This window comes from Actinomadura rudentiformis (assembly GCF_008923185.1).
GTDB classification, from domain to species: domain Bacteria; phylum Actinomycetota; class Actinomycetes; order Streptosporangiales; family Streptosporangiaceae; genus Spirillospora; species Spirillospora rudentiformis.
In genome coordinates this window covers 59,874-80,225 of sequence record NZ_WBMT01000025.1, presented here as the reverse complement: position 1 = coordinate 80,225, position 20,352 = coordinate 59,874, and the positions used below count along the sequence as shown (strand labels likewise).

Below are 20,352 nucleotides of genomic sequence, written 5' to 3'. Positions count from 1 at the left end.
GGACGGTGGTGGAGACAGCCGCCTCCGTGACGGTCTTTCACGCTATTCGGGGCTGCGTCCGGGCACCGGGAAGGCTCCCACTGATCGGGATCAGGCCGGTCCGCCCGCGTCCGCGAGGATCAACCCGGCCCCCAGCCGAAGGTGGTCCTCGGCCTGCTCCTGGGTCAGATGTCCGGTCAGCCGGGCGACCACGATGCCCCACCACGCGAAGAGGAGGAGCCGCACCCTGCTCATGTCCTCGTCGCCCGGCTCGTCGATGCCGAGGCGGCCCAGGATGAGCGGCGCCACCTGAACATCCGTCTCGAGCGCCTCCACGATCGTCGTAGGGCTCGCAAGGGTCGACTGAAGCATGGCCATGGCGAGCTGAGGACGTCTGGTGAAGCGATGCGTCCATCGCACCAGCAGCTCGGCCACGTCGTCCACGGAACCGGCTCCCTCACTTCGCCGGCCCGGCTGCTCGAAGAGCACCTCCTCAGCCATGACAGCCACGAAGAGATGGGTCTTCGACGGGAAGTAGCGGTAGACCGTCCCGATCGCGACACCGGCGGCCTTGGCGACATCCTGCATCTGAACGCCGTCGAAGCCGTGGAGGGCACCCAGCTCCGTGGCGGAGCGGAGGATCCGCGCCCGGCGGAGCACCTGACTGTGCGCCGCCGGCGCCGCCGGCGGCCGATGCGCGGCCACCCTCGCCACCGCTCCCTCCTCCGCTACGAAGCGTGCGCAACACGTGGGTACGCCATGAACGCGAACGCTAGGACGCCCTCCACTCGGCCGCCCTGCGACTCCCGCACACCGGGAGCGCGGTGTCTTCGGCCTTTCGCCCGCTCTTAGAGTCCGACCATGCCGACCAGCCGTACACAGGGAACAACAGCCGGCTTCAGTGCGGTGGATCCGCTGGAGTTCCGGCGCACCATGGGCGAGTTCGCCAGCGGAGTCACCGTTGTGGCCGCCGTGGACGGCGACGAACCCGTCGGGTTCGCCTGCCAGTCCTTCGCCTCGGTCTCCCTGGACCCCCCGCTGATCCTGTTCTGCGCCGATCATCGCAGCCGCACCTGGCCCCGGATCCGGCACGCCGGGCGCTTCAGCGTGAATATCCTCGGTGAGCAGCAGGAGGACCTCTGCGACCGGTTCGGGTCCAGCCGAGGACGAAAGTTCGCCGAGCTGGACTGGACCACATCGTCTTGGGGAACACCGGTCCTCACCGGAGTGCTCGCCACCGTCCACGCCGAGGTGCACGCGGTGCACACCGCCGGAGACCACGACGTCGTGGTGGGGCATGTGCTGGCGCTCGGGCGGCATCGCGAGGACCGTCCGATGGTGTTCTTCCGCGGCCGGTTCGGGCTCGAGACCACTGCTGAACACGCGGTGGCCGATCCCTGGAGCTGGATCGACGGCTGGGGTTGAGCGGCCTTGTCACTCGACCAGGAGCAGCGACGGGGCGGACGGTCGGGCTCGCAGCGCGACAGGGTCACACGCGCAGCGCTGTGCCGAGCAGTTCGCGGCCGATGCGGTTGACGGCGTCACGCACCAGCGGGGCGACGACCTCCAGGGGCGCTCCCTGAGGTCCGGCGAGCGAAACGGCGGCGACCGGTCTTTCCGGTCCTCGGATCGCCGCGCCGACACATGCGACGCCTTCGACGCATTCGCCTCGCTCGAACGCGAGCCCACCGCGCCCGCGGATCCGCCGGAGCTCCTGATGCAGCACCAGAAGCTCGGTGATGCTGCCCTGAGTGGCCACCGGCAGGCCGCCGGCGTAGAGCGCGTCGACCTTCTCGGCGGGCAGCCATGCGAGCATCGCCTTGCCCAGCGCGGTGCAGTGAGCAGGTGCGCGCCCGCCCACCCTCGATGCGACGGCCGACGCTCTGCGTCCGCCGATCTTGTCGAGGTACTCCACAGAGGTCTCGTCGAGCACGGCGAGATGAACGACCAGATCGGTCTTCATCACGAGCTCGTGGAGCCAGGGGGCCGCGGCGGCGCGGAGGTCGGAGTGTCCACTCTCACGCGCCCCCCAGCGCGCGACCCGCCGACCAAGACCGTAACCGGCCCTCGTGTGCTCGACCCATTGGAGACGCACCAGCTGTTCGAGGATGCGGTGGGCCGTCGACCTCGGCAACCCGGTGCGGCGCGCGATCTCCTCGAGCAGGAGCCTCGCGTTCGATCCTTCGAAGCAATCCATGATGAGCGTCATGCGCTCGACCATCGAGGGGGGTCGTGGCGCCGCTTCGCCGATCGGGGCCAGTGCCATCGTCATGTCAGCACCCTCCGGAATTGGAACTGACATCAATTCTAGTGACGAACCGGCCAGTGAGAAAGTAGATACATGAAATTTATCAAGCAAACTCCGTGGTGCCGACCTGCTGCTAGCTGCATCCTGGGAGCGACACTGCACTCCCACCTCGTCGAGGTTCAGAGATACATGCCCTTGATCAAGTAAGCTTCACCGGACGGCGTCATCGCGATGCCGGCTGTGAGATATTTGCCAGAGGTCCTGTATCTCGTAGATCGACCGACCGGATACGGGCCGCCCTGAGGAAGGAGCCGCCGCCGTGGCCGCGGACGACGGGGACCTCGCGCTGGAGAAGGCGACACTGCGGTTGATCAATGTGGTCGCGTTCGCCTCTGGCACCCGCGCCCACAGCCGCCGCATGCGCGCCGCGACGGGCATCGAGCTCCCGCCGTCGGATCTGCGCTTCGTCGAGCTGCTCAGCGGCCGCGAACCCGTGCCGACGAGCACCGTCGCCAAAGAGCTCGGTATCGACCTCGCGCAGGCCAGCCGCCAGGCCGGTCAGCTGGCGGCCGCCGGGCACATCGTGCGCGAGACCGACCCCGCCGATCGCCGTCGCGTTCTGGTCAAGCTGTCGGAACCGACCGGCCGGGTGCTCGACCAATGGCTGGTCGACTGGAGCCGCGACTACCTGGTGGCCGTCGAACACTGGAGCCAGGAGGACATCGCGGCGACCGCCGACTGGTTTGCCCTGGTTCACAACCGTCTGGTCGAGGCATTGCCCGACCGTCCCCGGTCCGCCGCAGCGGACCGCTGGGTCGAGCTCGCCGGGATCGACCACGACGCCGAGACCAGATTCTTCGCGCGCACGATGATCGGCATGGTCACCTGGGTGGGTCAGTCGAGAGGCTACAACGATCTCTTGGAGCTCCTCGACCTGCCGATCCGGCAGCAGGAGTACTTCACTCTGCAGGTCATCCGGCACAGCGGCCCGCTGTCGATCGCCGACATCGCGGAACGGCTGGCCATCGACCCCTCGCAGGCCAGCAAGCGGCTACGGCAGCTCACCGACCTCCGCCTGGTGGACCGAGCCGTCGACGGTTTCGACCGGCGCAGCAGCCTGATCCGGGTCTCCCGCAAGGGCGCCACCGTTCTGGCGAAGGTCGCCGACTTGCAGATGACCGCCTTCGAGGGCCTGACCGAAGGCATCAGTGCCGAGGACCGTCAGCGCTGGACGCCGCTTGTCCAGGCCTACGTCAGCCAGCTGTTCAGCCGTCGGATCGGGGCCGACGGCGTGATCCGCCCCACGGATCCGGAGCTTTTCAGCCCGCAGCGACCGCGTCCCCGCCGTCCCTGAGGACACGCCGCAGGACCTTGCCCAGGTCGTTGCGAGGAAGCTTCTCCAGCACGCGCACCTCGGCCGGCACCCGCGTTGATCGCAGACGACTTGCGACCCAGGTCTGGACGGCGGCCTCCTCGATGGAGCAGCCGTCCCGGGGGACCACCGCGGCCACGACGAGCTCACCCCATTCCATGTCCGGAACGCCGAAGACCGCCGCGTCCGCGATGTCGGGATGCTCGATGAGGACGTTCTCGATCTCGCCGGGCGACAGGTTCTCCCCGCCGCGGACGATGACGTCGTCGAGTCGGCCTTCGACATAGACGTAACCGTCGGCGTCGATCCGCCCCGCGTCCTGTGTCCGGAACCATCCCTGTCCGTCGAGCCGGGAGGCGGCGGCGTACTCACCGGAGACCTGCGGCCCGCGCACCCAGAGCTCACCGCCCACACCCGCCTGGACCTCCCGCCCGCTCGGGTCGCGCACGATGATCTCGACACTCGGCAAGGGTTTGCCGACGGATTCCAGCCGTCGGCGGATCCCCGGGTCGGACGTCGCCCTCGCCGACCTATGGTCCTCGGGTCCAAGAATCGCGATCGACGAAGTCGTCTCGGTCAGCCCGTACGCGTTGACGAAATCGACGTGCGGGAGCAGATCCAGAGCGCGCTCGATCACCGGTCGAGGCATCCGGCCGCCGCCGTAGGAGAGGTGACGCAAGTCCGGCAACTCCGTGCCGATCCGGTCGAGCACATCGACGATCCGGGCGAGCATCGTGGGCACGACCATCGCATGCGTGATCCGCTGCCGCACCGCGGTCTGGACCCAGGTCTTCGCTTCGAAGTCGGGAAGCTGCACGATCCGGCGCCCTCCGTACAGCGCCGTCAGCAGGCCCGCGACACCGGCGATGTGGTACGGCGGCACGCTGACCAATGCCGCCTCGTCGCGACCGGCTCCGAGCATCTCCGTGCCGCTCAGAACGTACGACGTCAGGTGACGATGACGCAGTACCGCGACCTTCGGCCTGCCGGTGGTGCCACTCGTGTGCAGTAGGACCGCCGGCTGCTCGGGGTCCTGGTCCGGCTCGCTCTCAGCGCGCCGCGCGGCGCGCACCTCGGAAAGGAAGGTGTCAGGATCGGTCACGCGCAGCCCGTCCAGGGCACCAAGGTCCTGTGTCGACCGGAAATCCGCCACCAGCGTGGTCGGCAACTGCTCCCGCACCAATGCGGTGAAGGGTCCGGGCGCCAGCCGGTAGCTGATGGGGGCGAAGGGCCTCCCCGCAACCGCAGCACCGAAGAGCGCGATGGGAAAGGCCGCCGTGGCCGTACCCCCGAACAACAGGGGCCGGCCAGGCTGATCACCCATCAGGGTCACTGCCTTGGCAGCCTGTTCGCGAAGCTCGCCGAGGGTGATGCCGAACTCCGCGTCTCCGATCGCGATTCTGTCGGGCTCGACACTCGAGACGATGTCGAGCAAGGTGGCGATGTTCACCTGTCCTCCGGGCTCAGTCCGAGGACGGCAAGGCCTTGGCGGCCTTGGCGGTCAGCGTCCGGCCGTTGAGGAGCAGAGGCCCCGGACCTCCGCAGACGCACAGCAGTTCCACCGTTCCCTCGTCGTCGCCGTACCGCTTTCCGACAAGCAGTTCCCCGGTGGCCTCGGCCGCCGGTGCCGTACCGGATCCATCAGCGTTGAGGGGTGCGCCCGCGCAGGTCAGGTCGACGTCACCGGCGGAGGCACGGATGACGATGAACTCGGCGGTCGTTCCCGCCGACTTCAGCTTGAGGCCGGGTTTGAGTTCCATCGGGTGGTCGCTCCTTCGTCAGGCTCTCGCAGTCTTCGGCCACTCAGCCGTACATCGTCGGCTCGGCGGCCGCGGTGGGCGCCCAGAGCACGGCCAGGTTGCCCGCCTCGTCCACATCCCGCCCCGGCAGGCGCACCGTCGCCGTACCGATCGCGGTCTCGAGATCGTCCTGGTTGACCACCGCGACCCGGACGTCGACGCGGCCCTCGCCGGACTCCTGGTAGACGCGCTGCACAGAGCCGACGACGGTGTTGGTGTCTCCGACGAGATTCGGGCGGCGAAGCTGGGAGCTCAACGTGACGAGGTCGCCCCAGTCACCGATCCAGTCGGTGATGATCTGGCTGAGCCAGGCGATCCGCTGCGGTCCGTAGTCGAAGGACGTCGCCTGCGCCCGGGTCTTCCTGGCGTACTCCGGGTCGGCCCGGCCGCCGGCCCCCATGTCGATGGTGCCCTCGTCCACCTTCCGCGAGCGGCCGATGGTCAGCGACCCCAGGCTGAACAGGTAGAGCTCGGTGGTCGTGTAGGTCCCCTTGGGCAGTTCCGGCAGATCGCTCCCCTCGCGGACGTCCTCCCAGTAGAGCGGGTCGCCGCCCCGTCGGGTCCGCTCCCAGACGAGCGGATCGGGCGCGATCCGCCTGTGCGAGCTCGAGGACGAAGCGGAGACCCCGCTTCCCGGGTTGGCGAACCGGAGCATGTGATTGGTCATCCGGGCCACGAGCTCGGCGCGGTGGTTGTAGTACTCGGTCATGCCGGAGCACACGAGCGACTCGCCGAGCTGCGGCATGTCGCGGCGCCGGAGGTCGACCGGCGTCTCGATCGCCCGGACACGGTCACCCACCCAAACGGGGCGGAACCATTCGATATCCGCACCGAGGTAGAGGATGCTCAGGTCTTTCATCGCGACATCGTCGTGAGGGATGTGCCCCCAGATGGACGCGTTGGCTCCAAAGCCGATCGAGAAGAGGAACGAGGGCGAGCCTATGAGGCTGTGGAAGCGGGCCTCCTCAGCGTATGCACCGTCGCGGAAGAGCGGGTTGTAGTCACCGGAGCCCTCGCTGTGCCGCCGCAGCCATTCGGCCGTCACCTCGCGCCACGGTCTCGGATTCAGGGGTCGGCCAAGTCCCTTGCGGTACTCCTTCTCGAAACCGTCGAGTGTCGTGATCCGGCTCATCGTCCGTGCTCCTTCATTGGCAGGACCCTCATGCGACGACTCCCGCCTCACGCAGATCCGCGATGTCCTTCCCGGTGAGCCCCAGGTCGGTGAGGACCTCGCAGGTGCTCGCCCCGGGCTCCTCAGCCAGGGGCGGCAGCTCCAAGGTCGTACGGCTGAAGCGCGGTGCCGGCCGTGGGCATGGCACGCCGTCGATATCGACGAACATGCCGCGCGCGGTGGCATGCGGGTGCACCAGAGCCTCGGTCAGCTTGAGCACCGGCTGCACACAGGCGTCGACTTCCTCGAAGGAGCGGGTCCACTCCTCACGAGTACGCGTGGCGAACACGGCGGCCACGCGTTCCGTCGCGGAGGGCCAGCAGTTCCGGTCCATCTGCGGTCCGAGGTCGGCTTCGGCGAGGCCGAGGATCCGGAGGAACTCGCGGTAGAATCGCGGCTCGATCGCCCCGACAGAGATCCATTCGCCGTCCGAGGTCTCGTAGGTGCGGTAGAAGTGCGCTCCGCCATCGAGCAGATTGGTGCCCCGGGAGGACCACGCTCCCCGCGCCGCCATCGCGAGGAAGGGGGCGAGCAAGAGCGCTACGCCGTCGACCATCGCGGCATCGATGACCTGGCCCCTTCCGGATGCGGCGCGCTCCAGCAATGCCGCTGTGATCCCCAGCGCGAGCAGCATTCCGCCGCCCCCGTAGTCGGCGACCAGGTTGAGCGGTGGAACGGGCCCATGTCCCGACTCGCCGATGGCGTGCAGCGCTCCGGAAATGGCCAGATAGTTGAGGTCGTGGCCGGCGGCGGTGGCCAGGGGCCCGTCCTGGCCCCAGCCGGTCATCCGTCCGTAGATGAGCCGCGGATTGCGCCCAAGGCACTCCTCCGGACCGAGCCCCAATCGCTCGGCCGCTCCTGGCCGGTAGCCCTCCACCATGACATCCGACCGTTCGATCAGATCGAGCACCACGTCGCGCCCGCGAGGGTCCTTGACGTTGACCGCGACAGATCGGCGGCCGCGCGAGTGGGCGTCGGCGGGATGGCGGTGCGCACCCACGCGCTCGACGCTCACGACTTCGGCCCCGAGGTCGGCGAGCAGCATGCACGCGAACGGCCCCGGCCCCTGCGCCGCGAGCTCGACCACGCGCGTACCTGTCAGGGGACCCGTCACGGTCGGCTCCGCTTCACATCGAGATTCATCGGAAACCTGCCGGGGCGTCACCGATGACCTTGCGTTCGACCAGCCCGGCGTACGTCTCCTCGCTGAGCCCGAGCTCACCGACGAGAACCTCGTGGTTGTGCTCCCCGAGCGTCGGCGGACGGCGGGTCAGCCAGGTCGGCTGGCCCATCCGGCGGAACGGCAGGGTGGGGAGCGGGATCGTCCCGGCCCAGGGCAGCTCCGTGAGTTCGTACGATCCGCGGCCCGCGAGGTGCGGATGTTCGTGGATCCAGCGCGGGTCGGTGCACAGACCCGCGGGAACACCGGCCGCGACCAGGCGGTCGACGACATCCTCGGGTTTCCTGCCGGCGACCCATTCCGCAATGCGCGCCTCGACCCGATCAGCGGCGGCCTGCCGGCCGACTCGATCACGCAGCTCGTGATCCTCGTGCCAGTCGGCGAACCCGAGGACATCGACCAGCGCCTTCCACTGCCCATCGTCGAGCACGGAAATGCCGATCCAGCGCTCATCGCCGCCGGCTCTGAAGGCCCCCTGGACGTGCGCCTCCACGGCTCGGTTACCCGCCCGGTCGAGCAGCTCGCCGTCGGCGGTCCAGCGGATCACCTGCTCCGACGCCATGACCAACGCGCCCTCGGCGAGCGCGGCCTCGACCAGCATGCCCCGGCCCGTGACCCGGCGCCGCAGGAGCGCCGCCGCAAGCGCGAAGAACGAGTTCGCCCCGCCCATCGGGTCCGCAGGGCCCTGCGGGTTGGTCGGGTCTCCGCCGGGATAACCCGTACGCCAGCACAAGCCGGAGAACTGCTCCACCGTCTGGGCGTAGCCGACCATTTCACGCCGCGGGCCGGTCAGGCCGAAGGCGGGCATCCGGAGCATGACCAGCCGCGGGTTGATGCGGTGGACCTCGTCCCAGCCGAGCCCGGCCGATTCCAGGACGCGCGGAGCGAAGTTCTCGAGGAGGACGTCGGCGTCCTCGATCAGCCGGACGAGCAGCTCCCGTCCCTCCGCTTGCGTGATGTCGAGCGTCACGTTGCGCTTGTTGAAGTTCGCCCCGAGGTAGAAGCTGCCGCACTCCCACCAGTGGTCGCGTGTGACCGGCACACCTCCCATCGTCCGCGATCCGTCGATCCTCCGCGTGCTCTCGACCTTGACGACATCCGCTCCGAAGGCGCCCAGCGCCGAGCCGACATAGGCGCCGACCCACCAAGTACCGAGATCGACCACTCGGAGACCGTCGAACGGGAGGTCGCTCGACGCCACCGGGCGGCGCCCGGTCGGCGCCGGAGGGCCATCGGCCGGAGCGGCCTTCCTCCGCCGAGGCCGGACGCCGTCGAAGAGAAGCGGCGGCTTGGGAGCCATGAAACGGCCGTCGGGGTGCGGCTCGTAGAATTCCCGCGCCACGACCTGCGGATCCTCCAGGATCGTCGCCCCGCTGTGCACCGGTGCGGCCGGGATCCGAAACGCCGCCAACGCGTCGATGCACTCTTGCACGGTGTGCCGCACCGTCCAGGAGCGGACCGCCGCGGTCCACTCCGCCCTCCGCGCGTATCGGCCCTCGAAGGTCCGCATCTGCTCGTCATCAAGCCAGTCCGGGCGTCCGATCAAGACCACGAAGTCCTCGTGATTTTGCGCCGAAGCGAGATTGAGCCCGATCCAGCCGTCCGCGGCCGGTTCCACACTCGGGGTCAGCCGTCTCCTCGGTCGTGGGCTCCGCGATGGCCGCGACACCGAAGCGGTGACGCTGTGGAAGAGGTTGGTGGTGTACACCGTCGCATCGAGCAGGGCGACATCGAGAATCCGCCCCTCACCGCCGCCTTGCAGGGCGGCCGTCGCAGCCCCCGCCGCCATCGTCCCCGCGACCCAGAGGCCCTCCGAGCTTCCTGTCATGATCGGGTACTTCGACATCGAGCCGCGCCAGGTGAGCGATCCCGCCTCGGCCTGCAGAGTGAACTCGCTCCACGGGCGGCCCGTCCCCGCCCACGGCCCGTCCAGGCCCCAGGGGCTGATGACCGCCACGACGGTATCGCCGAAGCCGCTGAGGAGGTCGCGGTCCGGGGCGTCCGGCAGTTCGAGGACGACGATGTCGGCCGGGACGGACGACGCCGATCGGCGCAACTCTGCGAGGTCACCGGACACGCGCATCTTGCCGTGGTTCAGGTAGGAGTCGAAGTGCCGGCCGTGCCCGAGGGTCTCGGCACCGCCGACGCGGGTCACTGAAGCCCCCGCATCGCACAACAACCGGCCCGCGTACGCGCCCGCGATCGAAGAGGACCATTCCAGGACCCGGATGCCTTCCAGCGGGGCGCTGCCGGTGTCACTCGTCTCTGGGTCACTCATCGCCGTCATGTCAGGCCGCCGCCATCGCGTCGCCGAGGGCGGCGAGGATACGGGATGGACCGCCCAGTGCCCAGGACCCCTGCCGCGCCGCCAGGAAGTACCGGTGCAGCGGATAGTCGAGGTCGACACTGATGCCGCCGTGCACCTGCATCGCGGCCTCCAGTACGCGCGTCGGGGCGTCCGCCGCCCACCATGCGGCGATCGCCACCTCCTCTCCCCCGGACGTCCCCCGGTCGAGGAGCCATGCCGCGCGCCAGGCGGTGAGCCGAATCGCCTGAACGTCGATATAGGCGTCGGCGAGCTTGTGCGATACCGCCTGGAAGGTACCGATCGGCCGCCCGAACTGCCTCCGCTCCGAGGCGTAGGACGCCGTCATCTGCAGTGCGGTCTCGACCGTCCCCAGTTGTTCCAGGCATCGCGCGACGGTCTCCGCCGCCTCGATCCAGCGTTCCGCCTCCTCCGTGAGACCGCCAGGAGCGGTCACAACGTCAACGCCGGGGACCTGGTGGTCGTCGAGCGTCAGCCGCCACCGCAACCGGCGATCGACGGACGTGTGGGGCGTCAGTGTCACGCCCCGCCCTTCCGGGTCGACGAGGAGCAGCCCGGTACGGCCTTGATCGTCGGTGACCTGGACGAGAACGCGGTCGGCGTCCGCCGCGAGTGGCACATGGGACATCGCGCCGTCGATCCGCCATGCGTCACCGTCGGGCCTGGCCCGGAAACCGGGAGACGATGTCGACGCCCGCCGCGGTGCCGAGCTGAGGAGCAGGTCTCCGGCGGCGAACGGGGCCACCAGGCGCCGGTGCTGCTCCTCGGTGCCGTAGCGGCTGATGGGGAGGGCGGCCATGACGACGGCCTCGGTGAGGAAGAGCGGCAATGCGGCCTTGGCCGCCTCCTCGATCACGATGCCCTGTTCCACGAAACCCGCGCCGCTTCCACCATGCTCCTCGGGTAGCGCGATGCCGATCAGGCCGGCCTTGGCGAGCTCCGTCCAGAGCGCACGGTCGACCGGCTCGCCAGAGGCCTGCCATGCCGCCAGACGCTCCGGTACGGCGGCGTCTCCGATGATCCTCGCGGCGAGGTCGGCGACGTCCTGTTCCTGCTCGTCGTAGCTGTAGTCCACGTTCGACTCCTGCTCCTGCTCCTGGTCGGTGCCGGTCAGCGGGGGGCGCGCGGAAGCCCGAGGCCCAGCTGCGCGATCAGGTCGCGTTGGATCTCGTTCGCGCCGCCGATGAAGGTCATGACGTTCGCGGAGCCCGCTCCCTTGGCGAACGCGCCACCGGCGACGGCGTCCGGGGAGTTCCCGTCGAGGCCCGCGTCGAGCCCGACGACCTCGTACAGCAGCCGCCGGCCGCGGCCGAACAGCTCCGAGCCGTACACCTTGGCGGCGGACGCCTCGGCGGGTTCGAGCCGGCCGGCGTCGACGGCGGTCGCGAGCTTGGCGTTCAGGAGCCGCTGGAACTCGACTTCCGCTCGAACCCGGGCCAACGCCTGCCGCACGGCCGGGTCGTCCAGCATCGGCGAACCGTCACCGGACCTCGCCTCGGCCGCCCACCGCCGGACCTCGGCCAGCACCTGTTCCACGGGGGCGGTCGACACGAGCGCGACCCGCTCGGTGTTGAGCTGACCGGTGATCATCGCCCAGCCGTTGTTCTCACCGCCGATGCAGTTCTCCACCGGTACCCGGACGTCGTCGAAGCCGACGGCGGCGACCGAGTGATCACCGAGGGTACGGAGCCGGGTCGAGGAGACACCCGGGGCGTTCCGCGGCACGATGAGCACCGAGATGCCGCGATGCCTGGGGGCATCCGGGTCGGTTCGCACCGCGAGCCAGATGTAGTCGGCCGCCTCCATCATCCCGATCCAGAGCTTCTGGCCGTTGATCACGTACTCGCCGCCGTCGCGGACCGCGCGCGTCGTGAGCGAGGCCAGGTCGGTGCCGGCCTCAGGTTCGGAGTATCCGATCGCGAAATGGATCTCACCGCGGAGGATTCCGGGGACGAGGCTCTCTCGCTGCTCCCGCGTCCCGTGGGCGGCGATGGCCGGCCCGACGCTGTTGATCGTCAGCAACGGCAACGGCACATCCGCCTGGGCGGCCTCGTCACTGAAGATGGCCTGCTCCACCATGGAGAGCCCCTGGCCACCGATCTCCTTCGGCCACCCGATGCCCAGCCATCCGTCCTCACCAAGGCGTCGCACCACGCTTCGGTAGGCATCGGTCGCGTCCTCGGCGTAGTAACCGTTGCGGAACCTGTGGCGGAGCTCCGGAGTCATGACCTCGGCGAAGTACGCGCGCAGACGCGCGCGCATCGTCGCCTGTGCTTCCGTCTCCGCCAAGTGCATAGAGGTCTCCTTCAGGCAGGCCCAGGTGAAGCCGGACGTTGCGGCTTCTCGCTGCAGTGTTCCGGTCGGGGCCCTCTCGCGGCAGTGCCGCTTCCGCTCAGTGGGATCACGCGATGACCGGTCGGTGAGGCGGCGACAGACTCCGAGATCCAGGGGGCCTCGGTGGGGCCCGCTACGGCGAAGGAGGCCGACAACGGTGCATGCGCAGCAACTCGATCTCGACGCCTTCGGCGGGGTCGAGGCCGAGCCTCCGCGGGTGGCGCGCTACGCGGTCAACGAGGCGATGATCCGCAACTGGGTCGAGGCGGTCGACGACCGCAATCCGGTGTACGTCGACGCCGATGCCGCCCGGGCCACCGGACGCGAGGGGATCATCTGCCCACCGGCCATGATCTCGACCTGGGTGATGAACGGTTATCGCCGGTGGCGCGAGGTCCAGGCCCTGCGGGAAGCCGGACAGAGGGAGGACTTCGCGTACTCCCGCCTGATGAGCCTGCTCGACGAGGCTGGATTCACCTCGGTGGTGGCGACCGATGTAAGCCAGCGCTACCTGCGTGAGCTCCGGCCCGGTGACCGCATCACCTGCTTCTTCACGATCGACTCGGTTTCGCCGCTGAAGCAGACGGCCCTCGGACCCGGTCACTTCGTCACGCTGAGCAAGCGGTACGTCGACGGTGATGGCGTTCCGGTCGCCGAGGAGGACTTCCGGCTGCTGCGATTCCGGCCCGCGAACAAGGACGGCTGATGAACGACCCGACGACCGGCGCCCAGGTCCGCCGGAGCAGCGTCCCTCCACTCATCGTCACGCAGGACAACGCGTTCTGGTTCGAGGGCGTCCGTCAGGGCAAGCTGCTCATCCAGCGCTGCGGGGACTGCGGTGCGCTGCGCCAGCCGCCCGGCCCTGTCTGCCCGGACTGCCGGTCCTTCCACTGGGACACGATCGAGTCCTCACGACGGGGCACGTTGCACAGCTACACCGTCGTCCACCGGCCGCAGGACTCCGCCTTCACCTATCCGCTCGCCGTCGGCCTCCTCGACCTCGACGAGGGCACCCGGATCGTGGCGGACATCGGCGGCACCGATCCGGCCGAGCTGACGATCGGCATGGCGATGGAAGTCGTCTTCACCGAGCACGCGCACGGCGAGGTGCTCCCCCGGCTGCGGCCGGTGAGCCCCACGTTCCAAGAAGGTAGGACCCCATGAGCCTTCCCGACCTCACCGTCGGAACCGTCCTTCCCGACCTGGAGGTCGTCCTGGACCGGACCACCATCGTGGCCGGAGCCATCGCCTCCCAGGACTTCGAGGACGTGCACCACGACCCCGGCAAAGCCCGGTCGCGCGGCGCCCCCGACATCTTCATGAGCATCAACACGACGAACGGATTCGTCGACCGGTACGTCACCGACTGGACGGGCCCGGAGGGCCGGATCACCGCGGTGTCATTGCGACTCGGTCTGCCGAATTTTCCGGGGGACACGCTGGTGCTCCGCGGCGAGGTCACCGAGCGGACAGAACGCGAGGCGACCCTGAAGGTCACCGGCACCAACTCCCGCGGCGTGCACGTCACCGCCCGGGTGACCCTTGAGTCGGTGAACGCGTGAACGGCTTCGCCGGGAAGGCGGCGATCGCGGGCATCGGGGCGACGGAGTTCTCCAAGGAATCGGGCCGCAGCGAGTGGCGGCTGGCGTGCGAGTGCGTGCTCGCCGCGCTCGACGACGCCCAGATCAGTGTCGACGAGGTCGACGGTTTCGCCCTGTTCACCATGGAGACCAACCCGGAGATCGCGGTCGCCCGGGCGCTCGGCATCCCGGAGCTCACGTTCTTCAGCCGCATCCCGCACGGCGGGGGCGGCGCATGCGCACCCGTTCAGCAGGCCGCGCTCGCCGTCGCCAGCGGTGTCGCCGACGTCGTCGTGGTCTACCGCGCGTTCAACGAGCGTTCCGGCCACCGCTTCGGATCGGGTCCGCCGCCGTTCGCCTACGCGCACAACACCGACCAGGAGTACCGCAACTGGATCAATCCCTACGGCTTGCTGACGCCAGCCGCGCAGGAGGCACTCCTCGCCCGCCGCTATATGCACAAGTACGGGGCGACCAGCGCCGACTTCGGCGCGGTGTCCGTGCTCTCCCGCAAGTACGCGGCGAACAACCCGAAGGCCTGGTACTACCAGCGCCCCATCACGCTCGACGACCATCAGGCATCACCGTTGATCGCCGACCCGCTGCGGTTGCTCGACTGCTGCCAGGAATCCGACGGCGGCCAGGCGCTGGTGATCGTCAGCACCGAGCGCGCCCGCGACCTGCCCCACTCCCCGGCCGTCATCACCGGAGCTGCTCAGGGCGTGGGTCCGCAGCAGATCTCGATGAGCAGCTACTACCGCGATGAGATCGAGGTGATGCCGGAGGTGGAACTGGTCGCCCGGCAGTTGTGGGACCAGTCCGGCATCGGCCCGGAGGACATCGACGCCGCGATCCTCTACGACGCCTTCACCCCCATGCTGCTGCTGCAACTGGAGGAGTACGGCTTCTGCAAGCGCGGTGAGGCGAAGGACTTCATCGCCGACGGCAACCTGGAGCTCGACGGTCTCCTGCCGGTGAACACCCATGGCGGCCAGCTCGGCGAGGCCTATGTCCATGGCGTGAACGGCATCGCCGAGGGCGTCCGGCTGATCCGCGGCACCTCGGTGAACCAGCCGGGGAAGCAGATCGACAACGTCCTCGTCACCGGAGGGTCGCCCGTTCCGCACAGCGCGCTCGTCCTCAGCGTGGAGCGGTGAGCCGAGTGGACATCGACGTGTGCGTGCGCGCGACCCGAAGGAAGTGACCATGTACCCGGACCTGTCCCCCGCCTCGAAGGCGCTGCGTAAGGAGTTGCGCGAGTACTTCACCGCCACCATCAGCCCGCGGGACCGGGAGGAGCTACGGAAGCAGAACGAGGGCGGCCCGACGTTCGACCGCATCCTGCGGCAGATGGGGAAGGACGGCTGGCTCGGGCTCGGCTGGCCGAAGGAGTACGGTGGCCGCGGCGAGGACCCCGAGGCACTGTTCGTCTTCTACGACGAGGCCGTCCGTGCCGACGCGCCGCTGTCGCTGGTCACCCTCAACACCGTCGCGCCCACGCTGATGAGGCACGGGACCGACGAGCAGAAGGCGTACTTCCTTCCGCGCATCCTCGCCGGCGAGCTCACCTTCGCAATCGGTTACACCGAGCCGAGCGCCGGCACCGATCTGGCGTCCCTCACGACGAGGGCACGGATCGACGGCGCCGAGTTCGTGATCAATGGCAACAAGATCTTCACCAGCGGCGGCGACTTCGCGGACTGGATCTGGCTCGCGGCCCGCACCGATCCCGAGGCGGCGCGCCACCGGGGCATCTCGATCATCACTGTGCCGACCACCGCGCCGGGCTTCTCGGCGACCCCGATCGAGACCGTCGGCGGGCACAGCACGTCGGCGACGTACTACGAAGACGTCCGCGTCCCGGTCGGCAATCTCGTCGGCGAGCTGCACGGTGGTTGGAAGCTCCTCACCGACCAGCTCAACCATGAGCGGGTCGCGCTGGCCGCCCGAGGCGGCATCGCAAACGAACTCTTCGACGAGACCCTTGCCTGGGCCAAGACGACACCACTCGGCGAGGGGGTCGTGTACGACCTGCCCTGGGTCAGGGCCAAGCTCGCACAGGTCTACGCGCTGCTCAGTGCCTCGGACCTGGTCAACCTGCGGCTGGTCGCCGACGTCGCTGACAACACGCTCACCGGAGGGGACTCCGGCGGTGCGAAGGTCATCGGCACCGAGTCGGTGATAGCCGCGTACGGAATGCTCCAGGAGGTGCTCGGCGCCGCCGGACTGCTGCGGCCCGGCTCCCCGGGCGCCGCCATCGAAGGCCGTGTCGAGGCGATGGCCCGCCGATCGCAGAACAACTCCTTCGGCGGTGGCACCAACGAGGTCATGCGGGAGCTGGTCGCGGCGAAGAGCCTCGGCATGGCCATCGCTGCCCGCCGCAAGCCCGAGCCCAAGAACGGCGGGAACTGATGGAATTCACCCTCAGCGGCGACCTGAAGGCCGTCAGCGGCCTCGCCGAGCAGATCTTCACAGACAGGGCCGACATCAAGCGGGTGCGAGAGATGGAGGCCCGCGGCGGATTCGACGCCGACCTTTGGCGCATGCTCGCCGAGTCCGGCCTGATCGGGCTCGCGTTGCCGGAGAAGGCCGGCGGCGCGGGACTGGGCATGCTCGGCCTCGTCGCCGTCCTTGAGCAGCAGGGCCGGCGGGTCGCTCCCGTCCCCGTCTGGGCCGTGGTGGCGGGTGCCGCCATGCCGATCGCCGAGTACGGCCGCGAGTCCCAGCGGCAACGGTGGCTGCCCGGCATCCTCGACGGCGGCACCGTGGTCACCGGAGCCTTCGAGCGGCTCGCTTTGCGGGCCACGAAGGACGGCGGTGACTGGGTCATGTCCGGTGAACTCGCCGCCGTGACCGCGGGCCCTGTCGCGACGGCGTTCGTCGTGCCGTTCACGACGAACGCGGCCGGAACCCACGTGGCGATCGTGCCGGCCGACCGTGCCGGCCTCGAGATCACGCCGATCTCGGTCACCGACCACGAGAGCAGCGCCACCCTCGTCTTCGATCGGGTGCGCCTGTCGTCAGACGATCTCATGGAGGCCGAGGGCGCGACGATCGTGGACCGTGTCCGCACACGGTCGCGCATCGCGCTGGCCGCGTTGTCGACCGGGGTGTGCCAGGAGGCGGTGGCCATCACCGCCTCCTACACGTCCCAGCGCAAGCAGTTCGGCCGTCCCCTGTCCACCAACCAGGCGGTGGCGCTCAGAGCCGCCGACGCCCATCTCGACACCGAGCGGATCCGGCTGGCGACGTACAAGGCCGCCTGGCACACCGACAGAGGAGAGGAAGACGAGGCCCGAGCCGCCTCGCTCGTCGCGAAATGGTGGGCGTCGTCCGGAGGGCTTCGGGCGGTCCACGCGACCCAGCACCTGCACGGTGGTATCGGCGCCGACGTCGACTATCCGATCCACCGCTACTTCCTCTGGGGTCGTCAGATCGCGTTCACGCTCGGCTCTGCGGGCGCGATCGAGGCCGAACTCGGCGACCTCCTCGACCAGGTCCCCCCGATCGGAGCGTCCGCGTGACCCACCTCGCCATCGTGACCGGCGCCAGCCGCGGGATCGGCCGCGCCATGGCCCGCCGTCTCGCTTCGGAAGGCATCGCCGTCGCCGCCGTCTCCCGGACCCTCCGTCCGGGCCAGGGCGCCTACGAGGGCTCGCTGGAAGAGACCGTCGCGCTGATCAACGCCGACGGCGGCGACGCTCGTGCGTTCGTCGCCGACCTCGGCCGCAAGGAGATCGACCGTCCCGCGCTCGTCGCCCAGATCGAGGACGCGTTCGGCGCCACCGCCGACATCCTGATCAACAATGCCGCCGCGGCTCGCCGTTACGAGACCCTCTTCCCCGACATGCGGCGTGAGTGGTTCGAGGACTCGGTCGAGACCAACGTGTGGAACACGTGGGACTTGATGAAGGCCGTCATCCCCGGAATGCGCAGGAATGGCGCCGGCTGGATCGTCAACCTGTCCTCGCGCCAGGCGGGACCACGGGTCGGCCCGCCATTCGCGCCGCACCCGCTCGCCGGGTCCGTCCTGTACGGCGGAACGAAGGCCTTCATCGACCGGATGAGCACAGGCGCGGCCATGGAGCTCTACGACGACCACATCGCCGTCAACACCCTCGCCCCGAACCGGGGCGTGGCGACCGCTCATGCCTCGGCAGCGGTACCCGGCTGGCCGTCGGAGCCTGAGGAGACGATGGCCGAGGCCGCGCTCCTGCTCTGTACCGAGGACCCCGCCAAGGTCACCGGCCGGGTCGCCTACAGCCTCCCGCTGCTCAAGGAGTTCAACCGGCCGGTACGGACCCTCGACGGCAGGGACCTGGTCGAGGGGTGGCAGCCGGACGACATCGACGAGGCCGCGTTCCTGCCGCACTACATCAGGTTCAACCCACCGCCGCCACTGCCGGAGGCCTTTCGGACGGGAGCACCAGAGTGAGCACCGCGCTTGAAACGATGCTCGGCCTGGCGGGTCGTGTCGCCCTGGTGACCGGCGGCGGCAACGGTATCGCCCGAGCCACCGCGTTGCGGCTGGCGACCGCGGGCTGCGACGTCGCCGTGGTCGACCTCGATCCTGAGGCCGCAGAACGCACCGCCACCGAGATCCGCGAGCTGGGCCGCGAGGCCGTCGCGCTGGAGAAGGATCTGACCGTCCCGACGGCGCACACCGAGATGGTCGAGGGAACGGTCACGGCCCTCGGCGACCTGTCCGTCGCGGTCAACGTGTGCGGCGGAACGGGCGGCGTCACCAAGTCCTTCCTGGACATGTCGATCGGTGACTGGCACAAGCCGCTGGTACTCAATCTCGACACGACGTTCCTGTCTTGCCAGGCCGAGGCGATCTCCATGGTGCGAGGCGGCCGACCGTCCACGATCGTGAACGTCGCGTCCTCCAGTGGCGTGGCCGCGGCCCCGAATCTCGCCGGATACGGAGCAGCGAACGCCGGCGTCGTGCACTTCACCAAGACGGCCGCCATCGAACTCGCCCCCTACGGCATCCGGGTGAACTGCATCGTCCCCGGCACCCACTGGACCGCGGGCACCAGGCACAGGGCCACCAGCCCGGACTCGCCGCCAGCGGTCCGGGAGTTCTTCACCACCGCGGAGAGCGTCACTCCCCTGGGACATCTCGGCGAGCCGGAGGAGACCGCTGGCGTCGCCCTGTTCTTGGCCTCCGACCTGTCGAGCTACATGACCGGTCACGCCGTCGTGTCCGACGGCGGAATCCTGCACACCACCGCGCGGCCGGCCTTCGGAGAATCGAAGGTCCCCGACGCCATCAAGGACCACGTCGCCACGCGCTGAGGCGGCACCATATACAGAAGGGCGCGCCGACGTGAGCGAACTCGAAATCATCGACATGCACTGCCACCTGCAGCGTGACGCGGAACACGGCCAGGAGATGCGGGACTACTTCCTCACCCCTCACCTGGTGAAGCCCGGCGCCCCGAACCTCGGCACGCTGGACGAGTTCAAGGAGCTGATGGCGGCGACCGGTATCAGCGCCATGAACGCGCTGATGTTCACTTGGAGCGGCCGGTACCTTCGCCACGGGCTCTATACGCTCCCGGACGACCCGGAGGAACGGGCGGCAGGCGAGACGGATCTGCGTCGGCGGATCCTGCGCCGCATCAGCGACAACAACGACTGGGCCGCCTCCATCGCGCGAGAACATCCCGAAGTCGGCTACTTCGCCGGGGTGAACCCGGTGGTCATGGGCCCCGAGGCCGCCCTCGCCGAGATCGAGGGCCAGCGTGCGAAGGGCACGCTCGGCGTGAAGATCGTTCCCTCGGACATGGGCGTGACCGGCTCGGATCCCAGGCTGTTCCCGATCTATGAGTACTGCATTGAGCACGACGTCCCCGTGCTCACGGAGACCGGAGGGCACAGTCCGAACTGCCGCCCGGGGGGCTTCGCCGACGCCCTGGCGAAGTTCCCGGCGCTCAAGCTCGTCTTCGCGCACTTCGGCCACGACAAGGAGTTCGGCGGACCGCTCGACCGGGAGGTGCTCGACCTCACGCGGGCCTACGAGAACGTCCACACCGACACCTCGCTTCGGCTCCACGAAGTCGGGGACGGGAGCGTCGAGCCGGAGGACATGGTCAAGCATCTGCGTGCGCTCGGCACCGATCGAGTGATGTTCGGCACTAACTACGTCTTCTCCGACTTGCTTCCTGAGCGGCCCGCCCACAAGCCCGCGCCGGCGGACGTGGACCCCCGCTTCACGCAGGTGTGGAAGTCGGTTCAGGTCCTCAAGACTCTTCCGCTCACCGACGACGAGCGTGCCGGCATCGCCGCCGGCAACTTCAAGCGTTTGACCGGCTTCAGGCTGCCAGCGGCGCGATGACCTGGCGTTCGGACGTGACC

20 protein-coding genes are annotated in these 20,352 nt (G+C 69.1%); 11 read left to right on the top strand and 9 right to left on the bottom strand.

Annotation, left to right across the window (positions count from 1 at the left end; genetic code table 11):
• Positions 1–90: 90 nt before the first annotated feature.
• The gene (locus F8566_RS50470) at positions 91–693 is read right to left on the bottom strand and encodes a TetR family transcriptional regulator (protein ID WP_192810118.1); all 603 of its coding nucleotides are present in this window, start codon (positions 691–693) and stop codon (positions 91–93) included.
• Positions 694–840: 147 nt separating this feature from the next.
• Between F8566_RS50470 and F8566_RS41190 the strand changes: the two genes are divergently transcribed.
• Entirely contained in the window at positions 841–1,404 is a 564-nt protein-coding gene (locus F8566_RS41190; RefSeq protein WP_225993978.1) for a flavin reductase family protein, read from the top strand.
• Positions 1,405–1,468: 64 nt separating this feature from the next.
• On the opposite strand, the gene F8566_RS41185 is transcribed toward F8566_RS41190, so the two are convergent.
• Positions 1,469–2,251, bottom strand: coding sequence for an IclR family transcriptional regulator (locus F8566_RS41185; protein WP_151568311.1), 783 nt, complete (start codon positions 2,249–2,251; stop codon positions 1,469–1,471).
• A 295-nt stretch (positions 2,252–2,546) separates the two neighbouring features.
• Here F8566_RS41185 and F8566_RS41180 point away from each other — a divergent pair, with 295 nt between their 5' ends.
• Entirely contained in the window at positions 2,547–3,581 is a 1,035-nt protein-coding gene (locus tag F8566_RS41180) for a MarR family winged helix-turn-helix transcriptional regulator (RefSeq protein WP_225993977.1), read from the top strand.
• On the opposite strand, the gene F8566_RS41175 is transcribed toward F8566_RS41180, so the two are convergent.
• The 7 genes from F8566_RS41175 to F8566_RS41145 are packed head-to-tail and all read right to left on the bottom strand — an operon-like array spanning position 3,547 to position 12,370.
• Positions 3,547–5,049: a class I adenylate-forming enzyme family protein gene (locus tag F8566_RS41175; RefSeq protein ID WP_151568309.1), complete on the bottom strand. Its 1,503-nt coding sequence runs from the start codon at positions 5,047–5,049 to the stop codon at positions 3,547–3,549. The two genes, F8566_RS41180 and F8566_RS41175, sit on opposite strands and share 35 nt — an antisense overlap.
• A 13-nt stretch (positions 5,050–5,062) precedes the next feature.
• Complete coding sequence (locus F8566_RS41170) at positions 5,063–5,359, bottom strand: hypothetical protein (RefSeq protein WP_151568307.1); 297 nt, start codon at positions 5,357–5,359, stop codon at positions 5,063–5,065.
• A 43-nt stretch (positions 5,360–5,402) separates the two neighbouring features.
• Positions 5,403–6,530, bottom strand: coding sequence for an FAS1-like dehydratase domain-containing protein (locus F8566_RS41165; RefSeq protein WP_151568305.1), 1,128 nt, complete (start codon positions 6,528–6,530; stop codon positions 5,403–5,405).
• Between the two features lie 28 nt (positions 6,531–6,558).
• Positions 6,559–7,683 carry a CaiB/BaiF CoA transferase family protein gene (locus F8566_RS41160; protein WP_151568303.1) on the bottom strand — a complete coding sequence of 375 codons (1,125 nt, stop codon included), beginning with the start codon at positions 7,681–7,683 and terminating at the stop codon, positions 6,559–6,561.
• A gap of 25 nt (positions 7,684–7,708) precedes the next feature.
• Positions 7,709–10,027: a CaiB/BaiF CoA-transferase family protein gene (locus tag F8566_RS41155; RefSeq protein WP_225993976.1), complete on the bottom strand. Its 2,319-nt coding sequence runs from the start codon at positions 10,025–10,027 to the stop codon at positions 7,709–7,711.
• Between the two features lie 10 nt (positions 10,028–10,037).
• Positions 10,038–11,150 (bottom strand): acyl-CoA dehydrogenase family protein, encoded by a 1,113-nt coding sequence (locus F8566_RS41150; protein ID WP_151568299.1) that lies wholly within the window; start codon positions 11,148–11,150, stop codon positions 10,038–10,040.
• Between the two features lie 35 nt (positions 11,151–11,185).
• Positions 11,186–12,370: an acyl-CoA dehydrogenase family protein gene (locus F8566_RS41145; protein ID WP_151568297.1), complete on the bottom strand. Its 1,185-nt coding sequence runs from the start codon at positions 12,368–12,370 to the stop codon at positions 11,186–11,188.
• 196 nt (positions 12,371–12,566) lie between these two features.
• On the opposite strand from F8566_RS41145, the gene F8566_RS41140 reads away from it, so the two are divergent.
• Genes F8566_RS41140 through F8566_RS41100 form a run of 9 tightly spaced genes read left to right on the top strand, consistent with a single transcriptional unit; the run spans position 12,567 to position 20,332 of the window.
• Positions 12,567–13,115, top strand: a complete 549-nt coding sequence (locus F8566_RS41140; RefSeq protein ID WP_225993975.1) for an FAS1-like dehydratase domain-containing protein — start codon at positions 12,567–12,569, stop codon at positions 13,113–13,115.
• Positions 13,115–13,573 carry a Zn-ribbon domain-containing OB-fold protein gene (locus F8566_RS41135; protein ID WP_151568293.1) on the top strand — a complete coding sequence of 153 codons (459 nt, stop codon included), beginning with the start codon at positions 13,115–13,117 and terminating at the stop codon, positions 13,571–13,573. The genes F8566_RS41140 and F8566_RS41135 overlap by 1 nt, the downstream gene beginning before the upstream one ends.
• The gene (locus F8566_RS41130; protein ID WP_151568291.1) at positions 13,570–13,971 is read left to right on the top strand and encodes a hotdog family protein; all 402 of its coding nucleotides are present in this window, start codon (positions 13,570–13,572) and stop codon (positions 13,969–13,971) included. The genes F8566_RS41135 and F8566_RS41130 overlap by 4 nt, the downstream gene beginning before the upstream one ends.
• Entirely contained in the window at positions 13,968–15,146 is a 1,179-nt protein-coding gene (locus F8566_RS41125) for a lipid-transfer protein (protein ID WP_151568289.1), read from the top strand. The genes F8566_RS41130 and F8566_RS41125 overlap by 4 nt, the downstream gene beginning before the upstream one ends.
• Before the next feature lie 49 nt (positions 15,147–15,195).
• Positions 15,196–16,401 carry an acyl-CoA dehydrogenase family protein gene (locus F8566_RS41120; protein ID WP_151568287.1) on the top strand — a complete coding sequence of 402 codons (1,206 nt, stop codon included), beginning with the start codon at positions 15,196–15,198 and terminating at the stop codon, positions 16,399–16,401.
• Positions 16,401–17,513, top strand: coding sequence for an acyl-CoA dehydrogenase family protein (locus tag F8566_RS41115; protein ID WP_151568285.1), 1,113 nt, complete (start codon positions 16,401–16,403; stop codon positions 17,511–17,513). Before F8566_RS41120 ends, F8566_RS41115 begins: the two co-directional genes overlap by 1 nt.
• Positions 17,510–18,424: an SDR family NAD(P)-dependent oxidoreductase gene (locus F8566_RS41110; protein ID WP_225993974.1), complete on the top strand. Its 915-nt coding sequence runs from the start codon at positions 17,510–17,512 to the stop codon at positions 18,422–18,424. Before F8566_RS41115 ends, F8566_RS41110 begins: the two co-directional genes overlap by 4 nt.
• The gene (locus tag F8566_RS41105) at positions 18,421–19,290 is read left to right on the top strand and encodes an SDR family NAD(P)-dependent oxidoreductase (protein WP_151568283.1); all 870 of its coding nucleotides are present in this window, start codon (positions 18,421–18,423) and stop codon (positions 19,288–19,290) included. The genes F8566_RS41110 and F8566_RS41105 overlap by 4 nt, the downstream gene beginning before the upstream one ends.
• A gap of 31 nt (positions 19,291–19,321) precedes the next feature.
• The gene (locus tag F8566_RS41100; protein ID WP_151568281.1) at positions 19,322–20,332 is read left to right on the top strand and encodes an amidohydrolase family protein; all 1,011 of its coding nucleotides are present in this window, start codon (positions 19,322–19,324) and stop codon (positions 20,330–20,332) included.
• Positions 20,333–20,352 lie beyond the last annotated feature (20 nt).

Excerpts from the sequence above, each read along its gene's own strand:
- F8566_RS41170 (WP_151568307.1), bottom strand. The coding sequence starts at position 5,359 with ATGGAACTCAAACCCGGCCTCAAGCTGAAGTCGGCGGGAACGACCGCC.
- F8566_RS41135 (WP_151568293.1), top strand. The coding sequence starts at position 13,115 with ATGAACGACCCGACGACCGGCGCCCAGGTCCGCCGGAGCAGCGTCCCT.
- F8566_RS41115 (WP_151568285.1), top strand. The coding sequence starts at position 16,401 with ATGGAATTCACCCTCAGCGGCGACCTGAAGGCCGTCAGCGGCCTCGCC.
- F8566_RS41120 (WP_151568287.1), top strand. The coding sequence starts at position 15,196 with ATGTACCCGGACCTGTCCCCCGCCTCGAAGGCGCTGCGTAAGGAGTTG.
- F8566_RS41155 (WP_225993976.1), bottom strand. The coding sequence starts at position 10,027 with ATGAGTGACCCAGAGACGAGTGACACCGGCAGCGCCCCGCTGGAAGGC.
- F8566_RS41130 (WP_151568291.1), top strand. The coding sequence starts at position 13,570 with ATGAGCCTTCCCGACCTCACCGTCGGAACCGTCCTTCCCGACCTGGAG.
- F8566_RS41190 (WP_225993978.1), top strand. The coding sequence starts at position 841 with ATGCCGACCAGCCGTACACAGGGAACAACAGCCGGCTTCAGTGCGGTG.
- F8566_RS41165 (WP_151568305.1), bottom strand. The coding sequence starts at position 6,530 with ATGAGCCGGATCACGACACTCGACGGTTTCGAGAAGGAGTACCGCAAG.
- F8566_RS41145 (WP_151568297.1), bottom strand. The coding sequence starts at position 12,370 with ATGCACTTGGCGGAGACGGAAGCACAGGCGACGATGCGCGCGCGTCTG.
- F8566_RS41185 (WP_151568311.1), bottom strand. The coding sequence starts at position 2,251 with ATGACGATGGCACTGGCCCCGATCGGCGAAGCGGCGCCACGACCCCCC.